A 20,516-nucleotide genomic window follows, 5' to 3' on the forward strand; every position below is an offset into this window, starting at 1 on the left:
CTAGTTGCCGGTGGGCAGGTTAACCAGCAGGCGGGCAAAGTAAAAGCCGCCGTTGTAGCCGAACTGGTTGGGGTTGTAAATGGTACGGCCCCGGTTGGTGTTGTCGAGGGTGGAGTTGTAGTTCATCAGCGGGTCGACGGAGAAGTTGGTGGCGCTGTTGCGGGGATCAACTTTGAACTTGTCGGGATAGACGTTGAAGATGTTGTTGGCCCCTACCGATAGTCCGATCAGCTTGGTTACCTGTACGCTTACCGTCAGGTCGGTTATCCATTTGGCTGCGAACGTCTGGTCGATGGACGAGTACAGGAAGTTGGGGTTGCCGGCCGGGCTGCCCAGGCGGGCGTCGCGGTACTCCACCTCGCCAAAGCGCACCGTGCGGGCTTCAATGCCCAGAATACCGATGTTGTAGCCAGCCGTCAGGTTGATTTTGCTGCGGGGCTGGGCATCCTCGACCCGGTTGCGCTGCTGGCGGTCAAACAGCGTGTTCTGCAGGCCCGACTGGTCGGCGTCGATGGTGGGCGAGCTGTTGATTTTCTCGACGGTGGTTTTGTTGACGTTGGCCGCCAGCGTGAGCGTGAGGCGGCCCGGCCCGAGCTGGCTACGGTTGTTGGCCACAATATCGATACCGCGGGTGCGGGTGTCGATGGCGTTGGCGAAGAACTGCACCTGGCTGACGGGCAGGCTGCCGAGAATCGTGTTCACGGTGGGGTTGTTGCGGTTGAACTGCGAGGAGAGTACAATCCGGTCCCGAATCTCAATCTGGTACGCGTCAATGGTCAGGGTGGCCGTTTTCAGCACCCGCGCCGTTACGCCCAGGCTGTAGTTGCGCGACTTCTCCTGCTTGAGGGGCTGAATTCCGAAGCCCTGCTGGCCCGTGCCGGTGGGCGAGAAACCGTTGCGCACGATGGGGTTATCGTTGTTGACGGTGAGCACCTGGTTGGCCGCGCCCTGAATGAACTGGGTGCTGGTGTTGGTGAAATAGCGCTGCTGAAGCGAAGGAGCCCGGAAACCGTTGCTGATAGCCCCGCGAATAGCCACATCGGGTGTTACGCTGTAGCGGGCGGCCAACTTGCCGCTCACGTTGTTGCCGAAGTCAGAGTAGCGCTCGGCCCGGCCGGCTATGCCCACCAGCAGCTTCTCGGTAATGTCGCTTTCCAGATCGATGTAGCCGGCCGTATTGGTGCGTGAGCGGTCGAGGGCGTCGGAGGGCTGGTAACCGGGGAACACCTGCGAGCCCGAGGCCGTGGGCGTAGTACCAATAAGACGGCCGAAGTTGGCGTATGAGCCGGGGTCGCCGGCCTTGATCTGGTAGTTATCGTCGCGGTACTCGCCCCCGAAGGCCACGTTCAGGTTGCTCAGCCCGCCCACATCAGTAAAGCGGCGGGTGAAGCTGAGGTTGCTCGTGTTCTGGCGGAAAGCCAGCGCCCCGGCGTAGAAGCGCGTCGGGCTCAGGCCCACGGGGTACGAGGCATTGAGTGTGTTGGTGATATTGAAATCGATGGCGTTCCGGCCGAAGGTGTTGCTCAAATCCACATCAAAACCGCCCAGGCGAGTGCGCAGACCGGCAATTACCGACTGGTCGACGATGACGGTGTTGATGAAGGGTAGAAAACCATTGGGGTAAACGGTGAGGTCGGACTGGGTGGCCTGGTTAGGCAGGCGGTAAAAGCCGGCCGCCCGGCCCGTGCGCCGCGAACCGCCGGCCGTTACGTACGCTTCCAACCCCGGCAGCAGCTTGTAGCCCAGGTTCAGAAAACCAACGTAGCCATTGGATTCCGACTGGCCCAGCCGCAGGTTGTTACGGTCGTAGCCGTTGCGGGTCACCAGCGCGTCGTCCTGGGCTTTCAGGTCGCGGCGGGCCTGCTCGGTGCTGGCGCTGGCGGGGTAGTTACCGCCCGAGCCCAGGTAAATAAGCGGCGCCGTATCGGTGCCCGTACGGTTGGTGTAGCTGCGGCTGCTAAACTGCCCGCTCAGGTTGAGGTAGCCGCGGCCGTTGAGGCCCACGCCCAGGTTGGCATCGGCCTGGTACAGCTCGCCGTCGTCCTCGTAATGCTGGCCCACGGTGCTGCTGATCTGCAGGCCAGTGGTATCGTCCTTCAGCTGCACATTGATAACGCCCGCAATGGCATCGGAGCCGTACTGGGCCGCTGCCCCGTCGCGTAGCACTTCGATGCGCTTGATGGCGGCGTTGGGAATCGTGTTGAGGTCGGTGCCCACCGAGCCACGGCCCACCGTGCCGTTGATGTTGACCAGGGCCGTAGAGTGGCGGCGCTTGCCATTGACGAGTACCAGCACCTGGTCGGGGCCGAGGCCACGCAGCGAGGCCGGGTCGATGTGGTCGGTACCGTCGGAAATCGACTGCCGCGACGACTGGAACGAGGGCGCGATATACGTCAGAATCTGCGAGACATCGGTTTGGGCGAATACCTTAATCTCGCGGGCCGAAATCACGTCGACCGGGGCAGTGGTGAGGATATTGGAGCGGCCTTCGGTGGCCCGCGAGCCGGTTACTACTACTTCGTTCAGGGCCGTTTCATTATCGACCAGGCGCACATCGAAACTGCTGCGGCCGTTCACCGGAATCTGCTGCGTGGCCGAGCCAACGGCCGATACCACCAGTGTAGCCGTGGGGGCTACCGTGAGCCGGAAGCGGCCATCGGCATCGGTGGAAGTACCGTTGGCGGTGCCTTTTTCGAGCACTGTTACGCCCGGTTGGGCCGTGCCGGTGGCGCTAAGCACCCGGCCGGTTACGGCAATGTTCTGGCCCTGGGCCTGGCCGACGAGGGCAATGGCCAGTAGCGGAAAGAGGAGAAGTCCTTTCATAAGAAAACAGCAAGAGTGAGCAGTGAATGTTGGTCAAGCTTCCTGGCCCGCTGTAAATCAGACGGCTACGGATGAGTTAAGATAGTTCACCCTCCCGTATTCACAACTTATTCTGCTTTTTATTTAATATTTCTGCCAGGCACAAAATTCTCGTGTTGCAGGGCGAAGTATTTGGGGGCGCACCTAAAAAAGCACTGCCCGACCTAATGGCCGGGCAGTGCGGGATAGAAGTCTGGTGGGCAGTATTAGCCTATTGCCTGCTTGAGGTCAGCCAGCAGGTCCTCGATGTCCTCAATACCCACGCTCAGGCGGATAAGCGAATCGGACAGGCCCGACTTGCGGCGTTGCTCGGCCGGAATGCTGGCGTGCGTCATGGTGGCGGGGTGGCCCGAGAGGCTCTCAACGCCGCCCAGGCTTTCGGCCAGCGTGAAGAGCTCGAACTTTTCGAGCACCGCCACGGCATCGGCCTGCTTGTCGCCCTTGAGCACGAACGACACCATGCCGCCGAAGTCGCGCATCTGCCGGGCGGCTACGGCGCGGTTGGGGTGGTTTTCGAGGCCGGGCCAGTACACCTTCTCCACTTTCGGGTGCTGCTGCAGGTACTCGGCTACCTGGCGGCCGTTTTCGCAGTGGCGCTGCATGCGTACGTGCAGGGTTTTGAGGCCGCGCAGCACCAGGAAACAGTCCTGCGGGCCGGGCGTGCCGCCGCAGGAGTTCTGGTAGAATGCCAGCTTCTCGTGCAGCTCGTCGTCGTTGACAACCAGCGCACCCATCACCGTATCGGAGTGGCCACCCATGTATTTGGTGAGCGAGTACACCACGATATCGGCGCCCAGATCGAGCGGGTTCTGCAGGTAGGGCGTCGAGAAGGTGTTATCGACAGCCAGCAGGGCGCCGGCCTTTTTGGCCACGGCGGCGGCGGCTTCAATATCGATGATGTTAAGCAGCGGGTTGCTGGGCGTTTCCACCCAAATCAGCTTCGTACGCTCGGTTACAGCCGCCTCCACGGCCGCCATGTCGTGCATGGGCACGAAGTGGAAGTTGATACCGTAGGGCGCGTACACCTTCGTGAAGAGCCGGTAGGAGCCGCCGTACAAATCGTCGGTGCAGATAACCTCGTCGCCGGGCTGCAGCAGTTTCACTACGCAGTCGATGGCGGCCATACCCGAGGCGAAAGCCAGGCCGTGCTGGCCGTTGTCGAGGGCCGCCAGCGCGTCCTGCAGCTGGGTGCGGGTGGGGTTGTGGGTGCGCGAGTATTCGTAGCCCTTGTGCTGGCCAGGAGAAGTCTGTACGTAGGTTGAAGTCTGGTAGATAGGCGTCATGATGGCCCCGGTGGCGGGGTCAGGATGCACGCCGGCGTGGATAGCTTTGGTTCCGAATTTCATGCGGCAGAGGGCGGTAAGCGGGTGGAAAATCAGTTGCCCGGCAAAGGTACGAGCCTTTGCCGGAGTGCATTCTGCTTCGGGCCGCGGGGCGGGTCCGGCCGTTGGCGCCTTTCTTACGTTCTTAGCGGCGGACCGGCTCTGTAGCGCCGGCCCGCCGCTTGCTGCTTCTACCTATGTCGTTTCTGAAAACCCTCTTTCACCAGAACAAATCCACGCTTACCGCCCTGGTGCTGCTCACGGTGCTGCCCATCATCGGCGACAGTGTGCTAACGTGGACTCTGCACGAAAACCCGCACTGGCTTCAAAACCCCAGCCTGGGCCTGATGCTGCTCTACTTTGTGGTGGTTGCTGCCACCATGACTCTCTCGCTCACCCACACCACGGTAGTAGTCCTGATTACGGCCTTTTTCTTCGGCTGGGAAGGCTTTCCGGGAATGCTGCTGGCCTACATGCTGGCCGCTTACGGAGGCTACCTCATTGCTCATAACCTCGATAAGGGCAAGCTCATCCGGCTGCTGGAGCAGTTCCCGAAGGCCCACGCCGTAATGGGCGAAATGCGGGCCGACAGCTGGCGGCTGGTGCTGCTCACGCGCCTTTCGCCGGTGCTGCCCTTCGCCATGATTACCTTTATTCTGACCGTGATGGGCGTGCCGAAGCAGCAGTTCCTGACGGCTTCGGTTATCGGCATGCTGCCCCGCACGTTGTTCTTCTACTGGCTCGGCACCAAAGCCCAGGATGTGCTGCTGCTCATTCAGAACCCCGATACGGGCACGGCCGGCAAGGTACTCGTGGCGGTGCTACTGGCTGTGTCGGCTTTCGGGCTGTACTTCGTGTTCACCCGGGCCCTGAAGCGCAGTTTGAAGCAGAGCGAAACATTGGAATAAAAAAAATCCGGCTGTCATTCAGCCGCTTGCAGGCTGGCAGCACTCTTTTTTTGCCTTCCGGTTTGCGCCACCCCGATTTTAGCTGCTATCTTTGCACAACCAAAACGGATAAACGCATCCGCACTACGGTAAACAGGGTTGTGTAGCTCAACTGGATAGAGCATCTGACTACGAATCAGAAGGTTTAAGGTTCGACTCCTTACACGACCACTAAAAACGCCCTCAGCATCACGCTGAGGGCGTTTTTTTGTTTATCAGCACGCCCTGTCTCCTGTCGCAGTACCAGAGCCTTTGGCGGCGGCGGGCTATAAGCCGAAGCAGTCTGGGGCCGGATGGTGGATACTTGGCTGTTGCGATAGGCATTAGGCGGGCAGGCTGCGTATCTTTGCGGCCGCGTAGCGCCTGGCCCCGGCAGTTACCGGCCCTTTCGGCCAACGATTTGACCGGTTTTGTTGTTACGCATACGGCCCTAGTGGGGCCGTGTAGTTTATCTTTCGCTTACTCCATGACCAATTCCATTTCGACCGATATCTGCATTATCGGGGCTGGCCCGGTGGGGCTGTTTGCCGTATTTGAGGCCGGGCTGTTGAAGCTCCGCTGCCACGTAGTCGACGCCCTACCGCAGGTGGGCGGGCAGCTGTCGGAAATCTACCCCAAGAAGCCGATTTACGATATTCCGGGCTTTCCCGAGATACTAGCCGGCGACCTGGTAACGAACCTGATGCGCCAGATTGAGCCTTTCCACCCCACGTTCACGCTCGGCGAGCGGGTGGAGGAATTCCGCAAGCTCGACGACGGCTCGTTTGAACTGGTAACCACCGACGGCACCCAGATCAGCTGCAAAGCCGTGGCCATTGCCGGTGGCTTGGGGTCGTTTGAGCCCCGCAAGCCCGCCATCGAAGACCTGACCACTTTCGAAAACGGCAAGGGCGTGCACTACATGGTGCGCGACCCCGAAACGTTCCGCGACCAGCGGCTGGTAATTGCCGGCGGCGGCGACTCGGCCCTCGACTGGACGATTTTCCTGGCCAACGTGGCCAAGGAAGTGACGCTGGTCCACCGCGGCACTACGTTCCGCGGGGCCGCCGACTCGGCCGAAAAAGTGCAGAAGCTGCACGAGGCCGGCAAGGTGAATCTGGTGCTCAGCAGCAACGTAACGCATGTGCACGGCAACGGCCGCCTCAATGGCGTTACCATTACGGCCAACGGCGGCGAGGCCCGGCAGCTGGAAGCCGACTCGTTTATTCCGCTCTTCGGCCTCACGCCCAAGCTCGGCCCAATCGGCGAGTGGGGCTTGGGCATCGACGACAACGCGGTGGAAGTGAACACCGTCGACTACTCGACCTCCGTGCCCGGCATCTTCGCCATCGGCGACATCAACACCTACCCCGGCAAGCTGAAACTGATTCTGTGCGGCTTCCACGAGGCCGCCCTCATGTGCCAGGGCGCCTTCAAGTACATTTATCCCGACAAAAAATACACCCTCAAGTACACCACGGTGAACGGGGTACCTACTCTTTAGAAGATAGGAGTCAGGAGCTAGAAGGTAGAATCTGGGGCGGCTTTGTCAATCAGCCCGACTCATTTTCCTTCTAGCTCCTAGCTCCTAGCTCCTAACTTCTCAAAAAACAATGACCGACGATGTACGGGTGTACGTGGAGGAGTCTCCCGGGCACCGCCACGAAATTGTAGCCCCCACCGATATGGGGCTGAGCCTGATGGAAATCATGAAGGCCGACGGCTACGACATTCAGGCTACCTGCGGCGGCATGGCGCTGTGCGGCACCTGCCACATGGAGGTGCTGGCCGGCCCCGAGCTGCCGGAACCTTCCGACGACGAGCTGGCCATGCTCGAAAGCCTGCCCGTGATGACGCAGGGCAGCCGCCTCTCGTGCCAGATTCGCCTCAACCCGCGCATTGATGGGCTGGTGGTGCGCCTGATGCCTCAGGAAGCCTGAACAGTCGATATAGCAGTGAAAAGCCGGCCCAGGGGTCGGCTTTTTTGTTTGAGGAGACTACACTGCGGGGGCGGGGGAATCGTTAGAAGCAAACGTCCGATACCGGACCTGCTTTCTTGCCGTCCTTACTACCGCAGCCAATGGGTTTTTATCTCTACCGAATAGCCGGCGGCCTGCTGGTTGGGCTGTTGCCGCTGGCAGGTGCCTTGGCCCAACCGCGGCTCCAGTTGAGTTTAAACGTCGGGCCAGCTTTCTCGCTGACTACTATGGAGCGTTCCGCTGGTACGCCCCGCGCGTTTCGGGCTGGCAACACGCTCGGGCTCACGGGCGAGTTACGGCTGGCCTGGCCGCTTGCCCCACAATGGGCGCTCGAAACCATGATGGGACTTACTGAATTGCAGCCGGGCATTAAGTACAAGCTGCGCGATGGCAGCCGGTCTTCGGGAATAGGACCGGGGCCGCTGCTGCAAACCGGCCTAGCCCTGCGCCGCCCCGAACTGCTGACGTTCGGCCCCCGCCTCAGCCTCGACGCGACCCTAGGGGCCGCGGTGGCCTGGCTGACCCGCTCCTACCCCACCGACCGCTTGAACGAACTCAACCCGGGCCAGCGCCAGCCCGCGCCGGGCCGGCCGGTGGTAGTATATGATAGCCGCCAGCGGCACCGTAGCACTTGGCTGCTGAGCGGCGACGTGCGGTTGCGCTACGCACTCACCCCCAGCCACAACCTGCTGCTCAGCATGACTTACACGCAGGGGCTACGGCCCTTGGTTGAGTCTCGTACCCAGCGTCTGAGTTACTTAGACGCTAACGGCACGCCGCAGGAAGGCGGTTTCGTGCTGCGCGACCGAGGGTCGCGGGCGGCCCTGCAGCTGGGCTATGGCTGGCTGCTAGGCCGGGCCGAGGAGCGGGCCACGGTTCGCACGCCCCGCTACGGCCGCGCCCCCGCGCTGCCTGAAGAGCCCGCCGAAGACGAAACGCCCACTTTTTCGGAGCCGCCCACCGAGTAGCCCGAAGCTACTCATCTGCGTTATACGCAACGCGCCGCCCGGCAATAGCCGGGCGCGCGTTGGTTTTGGTAGGAACCGACTAGGTTTAGCGGCGGCCAGTTTTGTGCTTGACAACTTTTTTGCGCTCTTCAGTCGGCGCGGGTACCGATACTGGCGGGGCGTTTTTTTCAGCTTCCACCTGTGCTGCTGAGCGGGCCGCTTTGGCAACGGCCTCCACCGCGGCTTCGGCGGCGCGGGCCTTCTCTTCTACGGCCTCGATGGCGGCGGCGCGCTTGCGGCGAGTGGGCATCAGAAAGTCGCGCTCGGCGCGCTCCTGAGCCGATAATTCTTCTTCGCCAGGCAGGCTGGTGGGAATAATCGTGACGGCCGTTTTGGCATCGTCCTGGGCCCAGGCGGGGGCGCTGCCGAGTAGCAGCGCGGAGAGTAGCACAAGTAATTTACGCATCAACTTTTCCTTTCTTTCCTTCAGTAAACGAGGGGCAAAGGTACGGCGTCAGGTCGCCAAACTCAACCCCAATCCTTGAATTCAGGTCATAATCAGGCCTATAAGGCTGTGAGTGGCGAAAAAACCAATCAAAGGCAATGCCCAACCAGCCTGTGAAACAGCCGGTTTCCGGAAGCCTCGCCGGCTGGCAGCAACGCTCCCGACAAGACTTCCGGCCCACGCTATTTCTGCTCCGCGATGCTTACCCGGGTACCGGCCGAATGAGTGGTGAACTCGGGGGCGTAGAGGCACTGCAGTTGCGAGAGGCCGCCGCTGAAATTGCCGGCCTGCGCCGCCCGCAGGCGGTACTCGAAGGTGTGGGTACCCTTGGGGAAATAGCTGATGAAAAAGTTGGTAGCCGCGTCGCGGGGGCTCTCGTAGTAGCCTAAGCCGCCTTGGTAGCGGTAGCCGCTGGTCTGGCCGATGAGCTCAAGGCCGGCGGCGCGCTGGTCCTTGAGATGCACATATTCCAGGTCGCGGTCGGCGCGCAGCACCAGGCGCACCACCAGCACGTCGCCGACGCGCAACGGGGCCGTGGCCGTGAGCGGTTCCAGCACCGGGCCGGCGGCAGTGCGCTGCTCGCGGTAGAGGCGGCGCTCTAGTTGCAGGCCGGTGGCGGCGGGCGTTATCTTATCGAGCTGCTCGAAATACTGCCAGTAGAGCGCCCCCCAGGCCACGCCGGCATCGGGCTTGCGCACCGTTACGCGGCCCTGGGCGGGCCTGATTTCGGCAGCCGGCCAGGTGATTTTGTAGTAGCCGGTGCCGGCCTGCTGGCTGGTGGGTTGGGCGGGCTGCCCGCCTACCGTTACTGTGAGCGGCTCGGTGGCGGGTTTCAGCCAGTCGGAGCCGCGCAGCAGCAGGGCGTAGCAGGCGTCGGCGGTGGCGCGGGTGCTGGCCCAGTTCTGCACCTGCTTCTGCTTGAGCAGCCAGAGCTTCATTTCATCCACCGATTTCTGGTCGTTTTTGATTTCGTCGTAGGCTTCGATGAGCGTGGCCTGGGTTTCGGTGGGGGCCTCGCGCCAATAATAGCCGGCGCGCACGTCTTTCCAGTACATCCCCAGCTCGTCGCTGTGCAGGGCGTTTTCGCTGAGCGCGGTCATCATCTGGCCCACGGCAGCGGGCTGCGCTTTGGCGCGGTGCAGGGCCAGGGCCGTCTGGGCCTGCAGGTAGCGGGTGCGGCCGGACCAGTAAGTGGCGGCCTGCTGCTGATAGTAGCTCTGCGCCGATTGGGCCGCCTTGGGCACGGCCGGTGCCGGCCAGAAGCTGCGGGCGTACAGGGCCTGAATCTGCAAATCGTTTAGGTTATCAGCCTTCAAATCGACCTTGGGCTGCTTGCGCAGGCGGGCGTAATCCTGCTGCAATTCGCCATCGAGATACGCCAGCGCGTTTTGCAGCAGCGGCCGGGCCTGCTCGTCTTTCAGGACATCGAAAGCGCCCAGGCGCTGCAGCTTGCCAAAACCAGCCACGATGAGCTGGGTGATGTAGCGGTCGGCGGGCATCTTTTCAAACCACGGAAACGAACCGTCGGGTAGCTGTTGCTGGCGCAGCTTGGCCAGAGCGCGGGCGGTTTCGGCTTTCAGGCGGGGCTCGTCGAACAGCTCGGCCAGGCGGCGCATGCGCTCGGTTTCGCTCTGGGCATCGCGCACCCAGGGCGTCTCCTGGAGCAGCAGGTTTTTCAGTTCCGGGTTCTGCTCCAGCTTACTGCTAAGGGCTGCTTTGTCGCCGGCCTGGGCGGCGCGCTGCCACTCGGCCAGCGTGGTTTTCAGGGCCGGATTGCTGGTCAGGATTTTGGCGGCCAGCAGGTTGGCGTAGAGGCGGCTGAAAACCTGCTCGGAGCACTCGTAGGGGTACTCCATCAGGTAGGGCAGCGCCTGCACGGCGTACCAGGCCGGGTTGGGCGTCATTTCCAGTGTGAGCGAATAGTTGCGCCGGGTAGCCGACGTAGTGCTGGTCAGCTTCTTCAGCTCGAACTCGCGCGTAGCCGGCCCCACAATGGGCAGCGGCAGGCTCTCGGTTACCAGCAGCCGGTTGGGCAGCACCGGCAGCGTGTTCTGCTCGCCATCTTCAACAGTTGTTAGTTGTTGTTTATCAGTTGTCGGGCCGTTTTTGCGGCGCTGGCGCTTCTGCTTGCCTGACAACTGCTCACTGACAACCGACAACCCTGCCTTCGCCACCACCTTATAGGTTACGGCCTCCAGGGGCAGCTGGCCCTCGGCCGTTTCGGGCAGGGTGATGCTCCAACTGAGGGCTTGGCTCTGATTGCCCTTCAGGTCGAAGGCGAGCTGGGCCGGGCTTTGCAACAGGCGGGCCTCCAGAGGCTGCTGGGTTCGGGCATCGAGCAGGAAAAGCTGGGCGGTACCGGCCAAAGCCTCATCGGTGAGGTTGCTGAGTTTGGCTTGGAAGATGAGCTGGTCGCCCTCGCGGAAGAAGCGCGGGGCGTTGGCCGTTACCTGCAGCTTCTTCTGGGTTACTAGCTCGCGGCGCAGCTGGCCGGTGCGCAACTGCCGGTCGTGGGCCAGCATAAGCAGCTGCCAACGCGTTACGGCCTCGGGCATCTGGAATTCGAGCACGGTTTCGCCTTGGGCGTTAGTGCGCAATTCGGGTAGCCAGAAGGCCGTTTCGCGGAAATCGGTGCGGGCCTGCACGTTGCTCAGGTCAGGCTGGAGGGATTTCTGAGTTGTCTCAGGACCGGACCCTGCTATCTGAACCCCGGCTGCTTTGCCAGCAAGAGCCTGGGACATTGGCGCAGACGCCGCCATATCCGCCGACGATGCATTACCCGTAACGACTACTTCACTCAGTTGCTTACTATCGGCTTCCATCGCCACATTCATTTGGAGCGTTCCTCTACTGCGCTGCGTGATAACATCCTCCCCCAAATAGCCCCACATATTGAGATGGGGATAATTCACCTCACCAGGTGAGTCGGTGGATGGCTGAGTATCGAATAGCCCCTGCCCTTCCGTTGTATCAAAACGGCCCTGCCAGGCCAGCGTTGGCTGGAAGTATTGCCGGGGAAAGGCCAGCGGCTGAAAATCGTGGGGGCGGAATACGTCGAGCGACTGGTCGTAGAGCGTGGCCAGCAGCTCGGCATCGGCTGATTTGCCATCAGTTTGCCTGATGGTAACGCGCCAGGTTTCCTGCTGGCCTGGCTGCAGCTTATCGCGGAAGGTGGCAATGTCGAGCACCAGCGGGGCGGGCGGCTCGGCCACCTGCACCGGGGCCATGTGGGTGTAGAGGCGGTTGTCGCGCACCTGCGTAAGGTGGACGTACAGCTGCGTTTCACCCACCGCAGCGGGCACCGGCACTTCCACCACGCGCTGCTCACCGGCGCGCAGCGTCAGCCACTCCGAGCGCAGGGGCTGGCCGTTGGCTTCGGCGGCCAGCAGTACGCGGGCATCGGCCAGCGAGCTGCCCACCAGGAAGCGCGCCACGCCACCGGGCCGCACGCTGTCCTGCAGGGCCACAAACCAATCGGTAGCGGGCACCGGCAGCTGGGCGGCGGCGGGGTCGAAGAGGGTGAAGAACTGTTCGGCTTTCGCCGCCGGCTGGCCGGCTTTGGCTGGTGCGGTGGTAGCTTCGAGCAGGTAGCGGCCGGGCTGCTGGCGGGCCAGCTGGGCGGCCAGCTCGGGTAGTTGGGGCGTCTTCTCGGTGTTGAAAGGGAGCGTGGATACCAGCGTGCGGGCCCAGGTGCTGTCGTTGTCTTCCTGAGCGTAGGCATCAAGCGGAAACTGCCGGCGGAACTCCTCGCGGCTCAGGGCCTCGCGCTCGGGCCGCGCCCACGGCCGGGGCCGGAAGGCGGTGCCGAGCGACGTGAGACGGTAGAGGCGCAACTCGCCGATGGCTGGCAGGGCCTCGCCGGTGGCGTTGGTTGTCAGCAGCTGCAACTTCTCCTTGGAAGGCAATTCGGCGCGGTTGAGCAGCGCGGGCACCTGCAGTTGCAGCGTGAGGGCCGCGGCGCCCAGGCTGACGCGCTGCTGGCCGGTGCGGGTTTCGCCGGCCGCGTCCGTCACGTCGGCCGTTACCTCGAACACGTAGCCCGGGCTGCCGGGCCCGCGCTTGCCGCCGGCACCAGTCTCGCCGGGCTGGGCCACGAACGTAACGGCAAAACCGCCGGCCGAATCGGTGCGGGCCGTACCATTCGCAATTTCCTGCTCGGCCGGACCGCCGCCGCCCCCGCCGTAGAAGCCGCGCCCAAACCAGGGCCAGAACGTGCGCCGCACCACCCGGTACTGCACCGTGGCGCCATCAACGGGCTGGCCGGCGTAGGCGGTGGCCGTACCGCGCACCGTAACTTCTTGTCCCATTACGGGCGTGCCCTGTACCGGCGCCAGCGTGACCTGGAAGGTAGGCCGCTTGTAATCTTCGACGGCGAAATAGACGTCTCTGGTGTCGTCCGCTTCATTGGCCACCAAACTCATCTGGCCATTCAGCAAACCAGTTGGCAGCACGAAGGAACCGTGAAAGGAGCCGAATTTATTGGTCTGAAATTCGGCTCGCTGCACTACCTGGCCATTCACATCGTGCAACTCCACAGTCTCCTTGAAGTTGGCCAGCACCATCAGGCGCCCTTTTCGCTCGTCGGCAACAATTCCTTTGAAATAGATAGTTTGCCCAGGCCGGTAAATGGCCCGATCAGTATACAGGAAGGTGGTGCTTTCGGACTCATCTTCCTCATCAGCCAAGTTACGGCGTGGGCCATAGTAGCCCCTGTTTTCCGTCATCAACAGCGAGTCGGAGCCCTGCGTAAATAAGGCGGCTTGCAGCTGCGTGTTCTGGCCAGTTTTCACTCCCAGCGGCAGTTGGGTCAGGCCCTCGACATTAGTACTTTTCACCTCACCCCGCCGCTGCTCGTACTGGCGCTTGGCTTGGTTGTACGACTGAAACAATGGCAGCACCCGCACGCCGGCCAGCGGCGCGCCCGACTGCCGGTGCAGCACCAGCAGCTCGGGCCCGTCGGTATTGGCGGCGCTGCGGCTTAGGTAGCTTAGCTCGCTTACCGGCACCTCGCTGTAGGCCGTAACTGTGCCGGGCTGCTCCTTGGTGGGACTATTGGGTGTGGTGCTAAGCACGATGAGGTAGCGGCCCAGCGGTAACGCCGGGCCGGCCTGCTGCATGGTGTGGCTGCGGAAATCGACCGGGCCGGGCACTTCCAGCGCCCAGGTGGCGGCCGGTTTGGCGGCCAGGGCGCGGGCGTAGCGTTGCTGCAGCGTTTTGTTTTGATACAGCTCCCGTCGCTCCAGCTGCCGCAGCTGCTGGGCGTTGCTTAGGCGGTAAGCCGTGGCGTAGAGGCGCGGGGCGTTGCGCACGGTCAGCTGCAGCAGCCAGGGCTGCCCGGGCAGCAGCACCTCCTCAGTCGTAAACCCAACTTCCACGCGCTCCAGCCGCTGGCGCAGGGCGGCGGCCTGCCCGGCGCCGCGCGTTTTGGGATATTGCTTTTCTACCGCCAGGGCCAGCGCGTGGGCTTTGGCGGGTTCGTCTTCTTCCCAGCTGCGGCTTCGGCAGCCCCGAACTCGGCGGCCAGCGGCGTGGCCTGGTAGGTTTCGGCGGCCCGCCGGAGGACGGCGCGGTACAGCTCCGTCTTGTCTTCCAGCGTGGCGTGCTGCTGCACGAACTCCAGGCGCTGCAAATCGGCGTCGGCCAGGGCTTCGGGGTGAGCGGCGGAGTTCTGGAGGCGGAAGGCCAGCAGCTGCTGTAGCACCTGCAGCGCGTGGAACTGGCCGTTGAGCGAGTCGGCGGCCGGGGCTTCCAGCTTCAAGCGGGCAAACTCGGCGGCGGAGCCAAACAGCTGGGGGTCGGTCAGGCGGAACTGCTGGGCGGGCTTCGTGATGTACAGCTCGTCATTGCCCAGCGCCCCCACGGCCCGGAAGGCCAGCAAATCGAACAGCGTGGGGCGGCGGGCGCGGCCGGCGGCATCGGCCCCGCGGCTCAGGTAGCCCAGGTCGGCTAGCTGTAGTTGCTGCTGGCGCCGGGGCTCGTCGGCTACCGAGGCCTGGTAATGGCGCACCACGGCCGCGGCCAGGCGGGCGGCGTCCCAGGTGCGCAGGTCGGCGCGGCTCTGGTCGGCCGTATCGGGGCGGGCAGCGTTGGTGCGGTCGTACAGCTGGTAGCGGTGCTGGTCGTAGTAGCGGCCATAGAGCTGGGCCAGCAGGCTGTGCAGCACCGGGCGGGCCGGGAACTGCGCCGTTTTCACATCGGCTTCCAGCAGCGCAATGGCCTTCACATCAGCTTCTTCCTCCTTGTTTTCCAGCAGGCGCAGCTTGTACAGCAGCGTACGCACGTATTCGGGCGCGGCCTGGGGCCGGCGGCGGGCCTGCTGGTATAGCGGCTCCAGCAGCTTGGCGGCCGAAGCCGTCTGGCCCTTAGCCAGCAGCTGGTCGATTTTCAGCCAGGTGGCGGAGTTCGGCCCACTGTCGGGGCGGTCGGCGGGGCTGGTTTGCGAAGAACCGGGAGTCAGCAGCATCAGCAGGGCCAACAGGCTAAGCAGGAAAGGGCGCATAGGGCTAAAACGAAGGGTTCAACTAATTCAGTACCCCCCTGATGCCCGCTACCGCCGGATTCCACACGGCTCAGGATGAAATAGGAAGACGGTGAGTTTAACGTTCGGGGGTCGTTTGCGCAGCTCGCGCCGGCAGGACCGCTCACATAGCAAACGCACCGCCTCCCCTATTTCACCTCCTCATTCCCTGCCTCCAGCCCGTCGAGCACGCGCTCGGCCTGCAGCAGGTGGCGCTTGAGATGCTCAACCAACAGCTCGAAAACGTCGGGCAGGGGCGGCAGCAGCAGCGGAATTACCGGGTTAGGAATACGAATGGCGTTCATGTTGATGCGGCGGGCCTGGCTGAGCAGGTTGCTCAGTTCGTCGAGCTGGCGGGTGAACACCTCCACTACCGTGCCTGGCAGCCGCGAGCCGCTGGGCGCGTACTGCTGCGGCGACTTAAGGGGCTTCTCGGTGGCTGGCACGCGCATGGCAGCCGTCAGCTTCTGGCCGAAGTAGCCGTGCTTCACGGTATCGGCCGGGCGGGTGCCACGCTGCTGGGCCGCCTGAATTTTGCGGTTCATGACGGGCAGGTACAGGCCGCCAATCAGGTTGAGGTGCTCCAGGCACTGACCCACGCTCCAGCGGCCCGGTCCCGGCCCCCGGTTAAGCTGCTCGCTGCCCAGCGCCCGGAAACGGCGGTTGGTCACCTCGCGCACCCGCTCCACGTCAGCGGTCAGGGCTTCCAGAAATTCGGTTGTAGCAACGGGATAAGCAGACATAGTATCGAGCAGCGGTGGGCGGGTTTGTGCCGTAATGATACGCGAAGCCAGCCGGTTCGGCAACGGCCACCGGCCAATTTAGGCCCCAATTGCCGGGAAATTGCCGGGCGGGCGCTACTTTCGGACTATGCTTTCGCTCCTTTCGCGCTCCGTTCTGCTTATTCTGCCACTGCTTGGAGCACTCCTGCTGCCGACAGGGCAGGCTCGGGCCCAGGCGGCGCCCAACCCCGGCGAGAATGTCCCCTTTCTGGTTACGTTTGGGGCCCAGGCCGACCCCAGCTGGGGCGACGACGACTTCAGCCAGACGTTCTTTTTTCTGGTGCCCAAGGAAAGGCGCCAGCCGGTGTACATCCGCGTGTTCGACCCCGACTGCGGCGGCCGCCACGACGAGCCCAAGTTCGGCTGGAACACGACAACTAACTTCAGCCTTTACGGCGGCCCCAACGCCCACTCGGCCCCCGATGCCCGCGCTACCACGCCCCGCGGCAAGTACCGCGCCGGCACGCTGCTGGCCCAAAAAACCTTTGGCTCCGAGCCCGCCTACGACAACCGCTGGTACACCTTCGGCCCCCTCAACCCGCTCGAAGGCGAGCTGACGTCCGAGTTCGACGGCTACGTGTTCAAGCTGATTGCCCAGGGCCTGAGCGGCGACGATGGCAACCTGTACCGCTACTTTCTCAGCTCCTCGCCCACCGAAAATATTCCCGTGGAGGGCGGCAACGCCTTCACCTACGAATACTCGTTCCGCCTGACGCCGGTAGTCGGGGCCAAAACGCACCTCTACCCCTTCGTGAATGACCGGGTGGTGAGCATACGGCAGAGCAATTTTGATGTGGACGGCGGTGTGCAGTTGAAGATTTTCAGCGTGGCCAAAAACGGCCATCCGGCCACCATAAGCGGCAATAACGCCTGGGCCGCCAGCACCCACATCGTGGCGGCCAAGGAGCACGGCCTCTCGCTCGACTTCCAGCTCACCACCCTCTCTAAAGCCCCCAACGACCTGGTTTTTTACGTCACCGACCAGTACGACGTGGCCCTGCCCTTCTTCGCCATTCCACTCGGCGGCCCGCCCCGCTACCGCTACGAGGTAAAAGTGAAGATGCGGGAGTAGTGGTTAGTGGGGAACGTTAGTTTGGACGAGTCGAAAGACCAAGCCAAGCGAAAGCGTGAATTGGGGGACGGTTTGGCCCATTTTAGTCGGGGCATTTGCCAGTGGATTGACTTTGTGCGGAATTCGGTTTAAACTGAGCGCTTTATGCCATGCTAAACCGTATCCGTTATGCCTTCTGCTGCCCCACGGCCCCAACCGCCCGCTACGCCGTCTGCCCGTCGGGACCGTGGGCGTACGGCCGGGCCGCTGGCGGGTCTGCGCCGGGTAGTACGGCGCTATTTTGGTTTTTCGCGGCGCGAAACCTCGGGCCTTGTGGTGCTGCTGGCACTGCTGGGGCTGCTGCTGGCCTTACCGGCATTGCTTCGCCCCGCCTTGCCTACCTACGATCCGGCACCCGACCAGCGCCGTCTCAATGCCTGGGCTGCCGAGCTGGCAGCCCGCCGCACCGTTCGGCCCGATTTCGAGAACCGCTACTCCAGCCGCTACCCCCGCCGCCGCTATGCCGCCCGCGAGCGGGTGCCCCAGGTGCCGCTGGCGCCCTTCGACCCCAACACCTTTTCGGCCCGCGACTGGCAGGCTCGGGGACTACCGGCCTGGCTCGCTGAGCGGCTGGTAAAATACCGCGTGGCCGTGGGCGGTTTTCGGGCCAAAGAACAGCTGCGCAAAGCCTACGGCCTCTCCGACACTACCTACGCCCGCCTCGCGCCCTACATCCAGCTGCCCGAGCAACTACCGCCCCGCGAGCAGCGTGCATTCGCCAAAAACGGCCAGTTTCCCGAGCGCCCACCCTTCGAATCCAAGCCGGTCTTCGTGCCCAAGCCCCGCAATCTGGCGGCTTTCGATTTGAACGGGGCCGACACCACCCAACTAATGCAGATTCGAGGCATTGGGAGGGGCTATGCGCGGCGGGTAGTCGAGTACGGCCAACGCCTGGGCGGCTTCCGGCAGGAAGATCAGTTGGCCGAAATTTTCGCCTTCCGCGACGCGCCCGACCTGATCGACAGCCTGCGAAAATACACCTTCGTGGCTCCCGGCTTTACCCCGGCCCGCCTCGACGTCAACGCCTCCTCCTTCGAGGTGCTTCAAGCCCATCCTTACCTGGGCAAACGCCTGGCCCGCGTGCTGGTGGCCTATCGGCAGCAGCACGGCCCCTTCCAGCAGCCCACCGACCTGCGCAAAATCCGCATCCTCGACGAGGCGACCTTCGAAAAGCTGCTGCCTTATATAGAGTTGAAGTAGCCAGATGAGCCAGTGCCCATCGTTGAGCGTGCACGTGGCCCCAATGGCAATGGCTGCAGTATAGCCCGCTACCGGTTCGTACAGCAAAATGGCCGTCAGGAAGGCGTTGGTGGTGTGGTCCGAAGAGTGAAGAAAGGATGTTGTTGAAAAACCGAAAGTTGTCGAGGGTTTCAACGCACGCTTCCTCGGCCTCATCCAGCCAACGCTCTTTGCAATTCACGGGCGTTTAAGCGACATGAGCCAAAAGATTCAGCTGCAAAACAACAGCCAGTCAACCAACAAAACGGAGGCCCGCAATGTCTGCCCTAATCGAGCAGGCATTGCGGGCCTCGTTTTATTAGCTGACTTATTTCTTGGGCGGACCGGGGCTGGCGCCGTAGTCGGGCGAGTCGGGCGAACCGGTGCGCTCATCCGATGCCTGGCCGTAGTTGCGGGCGGCCTGCTCTTTATCAAAGTCGCCCTTGGCGGGCGAGCCGTCGGTGCCCGCTGGCTCCGAGTCGTCGTACTCGTCGTTGTAGGAACCGCCTTTCGAGCCGAATCCCTGTGCCTCGCTCCCCTCCGCATCAGCCGACCCGGCGGCCTCATAGCCACTGCGGCCAGCGCGGGTGGGCGGGGTGGCGCCCGCCTCGCCGCTGCCGTAACCAGCGTTACCCGGAGCTTGGCCGGTGCGCTGCCCTGCGGGGCCACCTTCGGGGTGGCCAGGCGTGTAATCTTCGCCTTGGTTGCGGTGCTTGTCGGCCGGGCCTGGCTCAGCATTGGACTGCCCACCCAGCGAGGAGGTACCGTAGTTCTGCGCGTAAGCCGAGCCGGTGCCGGTTGGGGCGTCGTTATCGTTGCCAAACAGCGGCCCAACAGCCGATTCGGGGGCATCATGCCCGGCACCCACGGCTACGGTACCGAAACTACCGTTTTCGGTCGAAGGGAAACCTTGCTCGACCTGCGCCCGCTCGCCCACGTAGCCTGAGGTGGCCGGCGCCTGCACCGGCGGGCCGGCGTAGGTGTCGGCACCACGGCTGGTTTCGTTGCCGTAGCCACCCTGGGTAGCCCCCTGGTCCGACTGGCGGCCGAATTCGCCCCGGCTGGCGCCGGATACCTCGTTCTGCTCATGGTTGAACTCGTCATTGGCCACGGGCTGGCCGGCAGGCGAGTTGGCCGGAGCGCGTAGCTCGGGCGGCAGCGCGTTGGCAAGAGTTTCGGGTGTAGTAGCGGGCTTCTGGGCGTTGTCAGACATGGATTCGGAAAGCTTAGGTGGCAGTGTCGTTACATACGTAGCCCCGGCAGTCACGTTCTGCAGCCTGGTTTTTTTGTTGATTTAAAAAACAGCGTAGATTTACCGCGCTTAGTTATGGTATTGACTCCACGCACTCTTGCTTTCCTTTTCTTCATTTCCTCAACCACTCAGCACCTCTATGAAAACAGGCACCGTTAAATTTTTCAACGAAGCTAAAGGCTTCGGCTTCATTGTGCAGGACGAAGACAACCAGGAAATCTTCGTCCACCAAACCGGTCTCGTTCACGAAATTCGCGAAAATGACCGCGTCAGCTTCGATATTGTCGATGGTCGTAAAGGCCAGAACGCAGTGAAAGTGGAGCGGATTTAAGCTACTGTCCTTTCAACTGTCGGCTACAAGAATACCAGTTCCGGCAAAGAGCAGGGCGCGGGCCCGTCGAAACAAACTGTTTCAACGGGCAGCGCCCTGCTCTTTGCCGGAACTACCGGTTTTCACTCAGCTACAAGCAGCAGCTCACCATTCCTTCTTACTTACCGGCTTCGTGGCGGGCTACGCGCACGCCTACAGCCATGATGCCGGGCAGCTGATCCTGGCGCATGTACTGCTCCAGCTGAATGCGGTAGGTGCCAGGCTGGCTGAACTCCTGGTTGGGCAGGGCCAGAATACGGTGGTCGAAGATGTCGCCGCTGCCGTTGCCCAAGGGCTCACCGGTTTTAGGGTCCATCAGGTTCATATCGTGCAGCTTGCGCGATATAATCTTACCATCAGGACCCGTAAGTGTCACGCGGGCGTAGAGGTTGTAGTAGCTGTAGTCGGCCGTGTTGCGGACGTTGAGAAACACGTCGTAGCGGGGCGCTGGGTCAGTTATTTCAAACTCGAACGTAGGCTTATTCTGTACGGCCCACACATAGGGGTCGCCGGCAGGCGAGGTCAGATCGATGTTTTTTTCGTAGACCTCGGCCGGGTCGCAGGCGGCCAGCAACAGCCCGCCCGCCAGAACCATAAATCCGCGCGATAAAGCGTGCATAGCGTTAGAAAGGCTAAACATCAGGAATCGGCGGAGGGTGAGGTGCTACCGCCGTCGGCGCGGCCTTCGCGGCCGGCCGAGCGGCCCGTGCGGCGGCTGCCCGAAC

General features: G+C 62.7%; 15 protein-coding genes and 1 tRNA gene. 8 read left to right on the forward strand and 8 right to left on the reverse strand.

Annotated features, from left to right (window positions below; genetic code table 11):
- The gene (locus tag D0N36_RS16815; protein ID WP_116942984.1) at positions 1-2,823 is read right to left on the reverse strand and encodes a TonB-dependent receptor; all 2,823 of its coding nucleotides are present in this window, start codon (positions 2,821-2,823) and stop codon (positions 1-3) included.
- Positions 2,824-3,068: 245 nt separating this feature from the next.
- On the reverse strand, positions 3,069-4,208 hold the full coding sequence (locus tag D0N36_RS16820) for a cystathionine gamma-synthase (RefSeq protein ID WP_116942985.1): 1,140 nt from the start codon (positions 4,206-4,208) through the stop codon (positions 3,069-3,071).
- Between the two features lie 173 nt (positions 4,209-4,381).
- Here D0N36_RS16820 and D0N36_RS16825 point away from each other — a divergent pair, with 173 nt between their 5' ends.
- From D0N36_RS16825 to D0N36_RS16845, 5 genes are all read left to right on the forward strand, one after another.
- A complete protein-coding gene (locus D0N36_RS16825) occupies positions 4,382-5,092 on the forward strand; it encodes a TVP38/TMEM64 family protein (protein WP_116942986.1) in 711 nt (236 codons plus the stop codon).
- 136 nt (positions 5,093-5,228) lie between these two features.
- Positions 5,229-5,302, forward strand: a tRNA-Arg gene (locus tag D0N36_RS16830).
- Between the two features lie 295 nt (positions 5,303-5,597).
- A complete protein-coding gene (locus D0N36_RS16835; protein WP_116942987.1) occupies positions 5,598-6,614 on the forward strand; it encodes an NAD(P)/FAD-dependent oxidoreductase in 1,017 nt (338 codons plus the stop codon).
- A gap of 109 nt (positions 6,615-6,723) precedes the next feature.
- Positions 6,724-7,050: a 2Fe-2S iron-sulfur cluster-binding protein gene (locus tag D0N36_RS16840; protein WP_190242731.1), complete on the forward strand. Its 327-nt coding sequence runs from the start codon at positions 6,724-6,726 to the stop codon at positions 7,048-7,050.
- 266 nt (positions 7,051-7,316) lie between these two features.
- Positions 7,317-8,057: a hypothetical protein gene (locus D0N36_RS16845; RefSeq protein ID WP_200793387.1), complete on the forward strand. Its 741-nt coding sequence runs from the start codon at positions 7,317-7,319 to the stop codon at positions 8,055-8,057.
- 85 nt (positions 8,058-8,142) lie between these two features.
- Here D0N36_RS16845 and D0N36_RS16850 read toward each other — a convergent pair whose 3' ends face one another.
- The 4 genes from D0N36_RS16850 to D0N36_RS16865 all read right to left on the reverse strand — a co-directional run bounded on the left by D0N36_RS16850 (position 8,143) and on the right by D0N36_RS16865 (position 15,801).
- Entirely contained in the window at positions 8,143-8,502 is a 360-nt protein-coding gene (locus D0N36_RS16850; RefSeq protein ID WP_116942989.1) for a hypothetical protein, read from the reverse strand.
- Positions 8,503-8,723: 221 nt separating this feature from the next.
- Positions 8,724-13,916 carry an alpha-2-macroglobulin family protein gene (locus D0N36_RS16855; protein ID WP_147320951.1) on the reverse strand — a complete coding sequence of 1,731 codons (5,193 nt, stop codon included), beginning with the start codon at positions 13,914-13,916 and terminating at the stop codon, positions 8,724-8,726.
- Positions 13,917-13,981: 65 nt separating this feature from the next.
- Entirely contained in the window at positions 13,982-15,040 is a 1,059-nt protein-coding gene (locus tag D0N36_RS16860; protein WP_116942991.1) for a hypothetical protein, read from the reverse strand.
- Between the two features lie 167 nt (positions 15,041-15,207).
- Complete coding sequence (locus tag D0N36_RS16865) at positions 15,208-15,801, reverse strand: DinB family protein (protein ID WP_147320952.1); 594 nt, start codon at positions 15,799-15,801, stop codon at positions 15,208-15,210.
- Positions 15,802-15,928: 127 nt separating this feature from the next.
- On the opposite strand from D0N36_RS16865, the gene D0N36_RS16870 reads away from it, so the two are divergent.
- Together D0N36_RS16870 and D0N36_RS16875 are read left to right on the forward strand one after the other, a co-directional pair.
- On the forward strand, positions 15,929-16,912 hold the full coding sequence (locus D0N36_RS16870) for a hypothetical protein (protein ID WP_116942993.1): 984 nt from the start codon (positions 15,929-15,931) through the stop codon (positions 16,910-16,912).
- Positions 16,913-17,080: 168 nt separating this feature from the next.
- The gene (locus D0N36_RS16875; protein WP_116942994.1) at positions 17,081-18,151 is read left to right on the forward strand and encodes a ComEA family DNA-binding protein; all 1,071 of its coding nucleotides are present in this window, start codon (positions 17,081-17,083) and stop codon (positions 18,149-18,151) included.
- Between the two features lie 346 nt (positions 18,152-18,497).
- Here the strand turns inward: D0N36_RS16875 and D0N36_RS16880 are convergent, their stop codons facing one another.
- Entirely contained in the window at positions 18,498-19,382 is an 885-nt protein-coding gene (locus D0N36_RS16880; RefSeq protein ID WP_116942995.1) for a hypothetical protein, read from the reverse strand.
- A gap of 178 nt (positions 19,383-19,560) precedes the next feature.
- Here D0N36_RS16880 and D0N36_RS16885 point away from each other — a divergent pair, with 178 nt between their 5' ends.
- The gene (locus D0N36_RS16885) at positions 19,561-19,752 is read left to right on the forward strand and encodes a cold-shock protein (protein ID WP_116942996.1); all 192 of its coding nucleotides are present in this window, start codon (positions 19,561-19,563) and stop codon (positions 19,750-19,752) included.
- A gap of 157 nt (positions 19,753-19,909) precedes the next feature.
- Here D0N36_RS16885 and D0N36_RS16890 read toward each other — a convergent pair whose 3' ends face one another.
- Positions 19,910-20,410 carry a gliding motility lipoprotein GldH gene (locus D0N36_RS16890; RefSeq protein WP_116942997.1) on the reverse strand — a complete coding sequence of 167 codons (501 nt, stop codon included), beginning with the start codon at positions 20,408-20,410 and terminating at the stop codon, positions 19,910-19,912.
- Positions 20,411-20,516: the final 106 nt, after the last annotated feature.

The sequence above is a fragment of the Hymenobacter lapidiphilus genome (assembly GCF_003417065.2).
In the GTDB taxonomy this organism is placed as follows: domain Bacteria; phylum Bacteroidota; class Bacteroidia; order Cytophagales; family Hymenobacteraceae; genus Hymenobacter.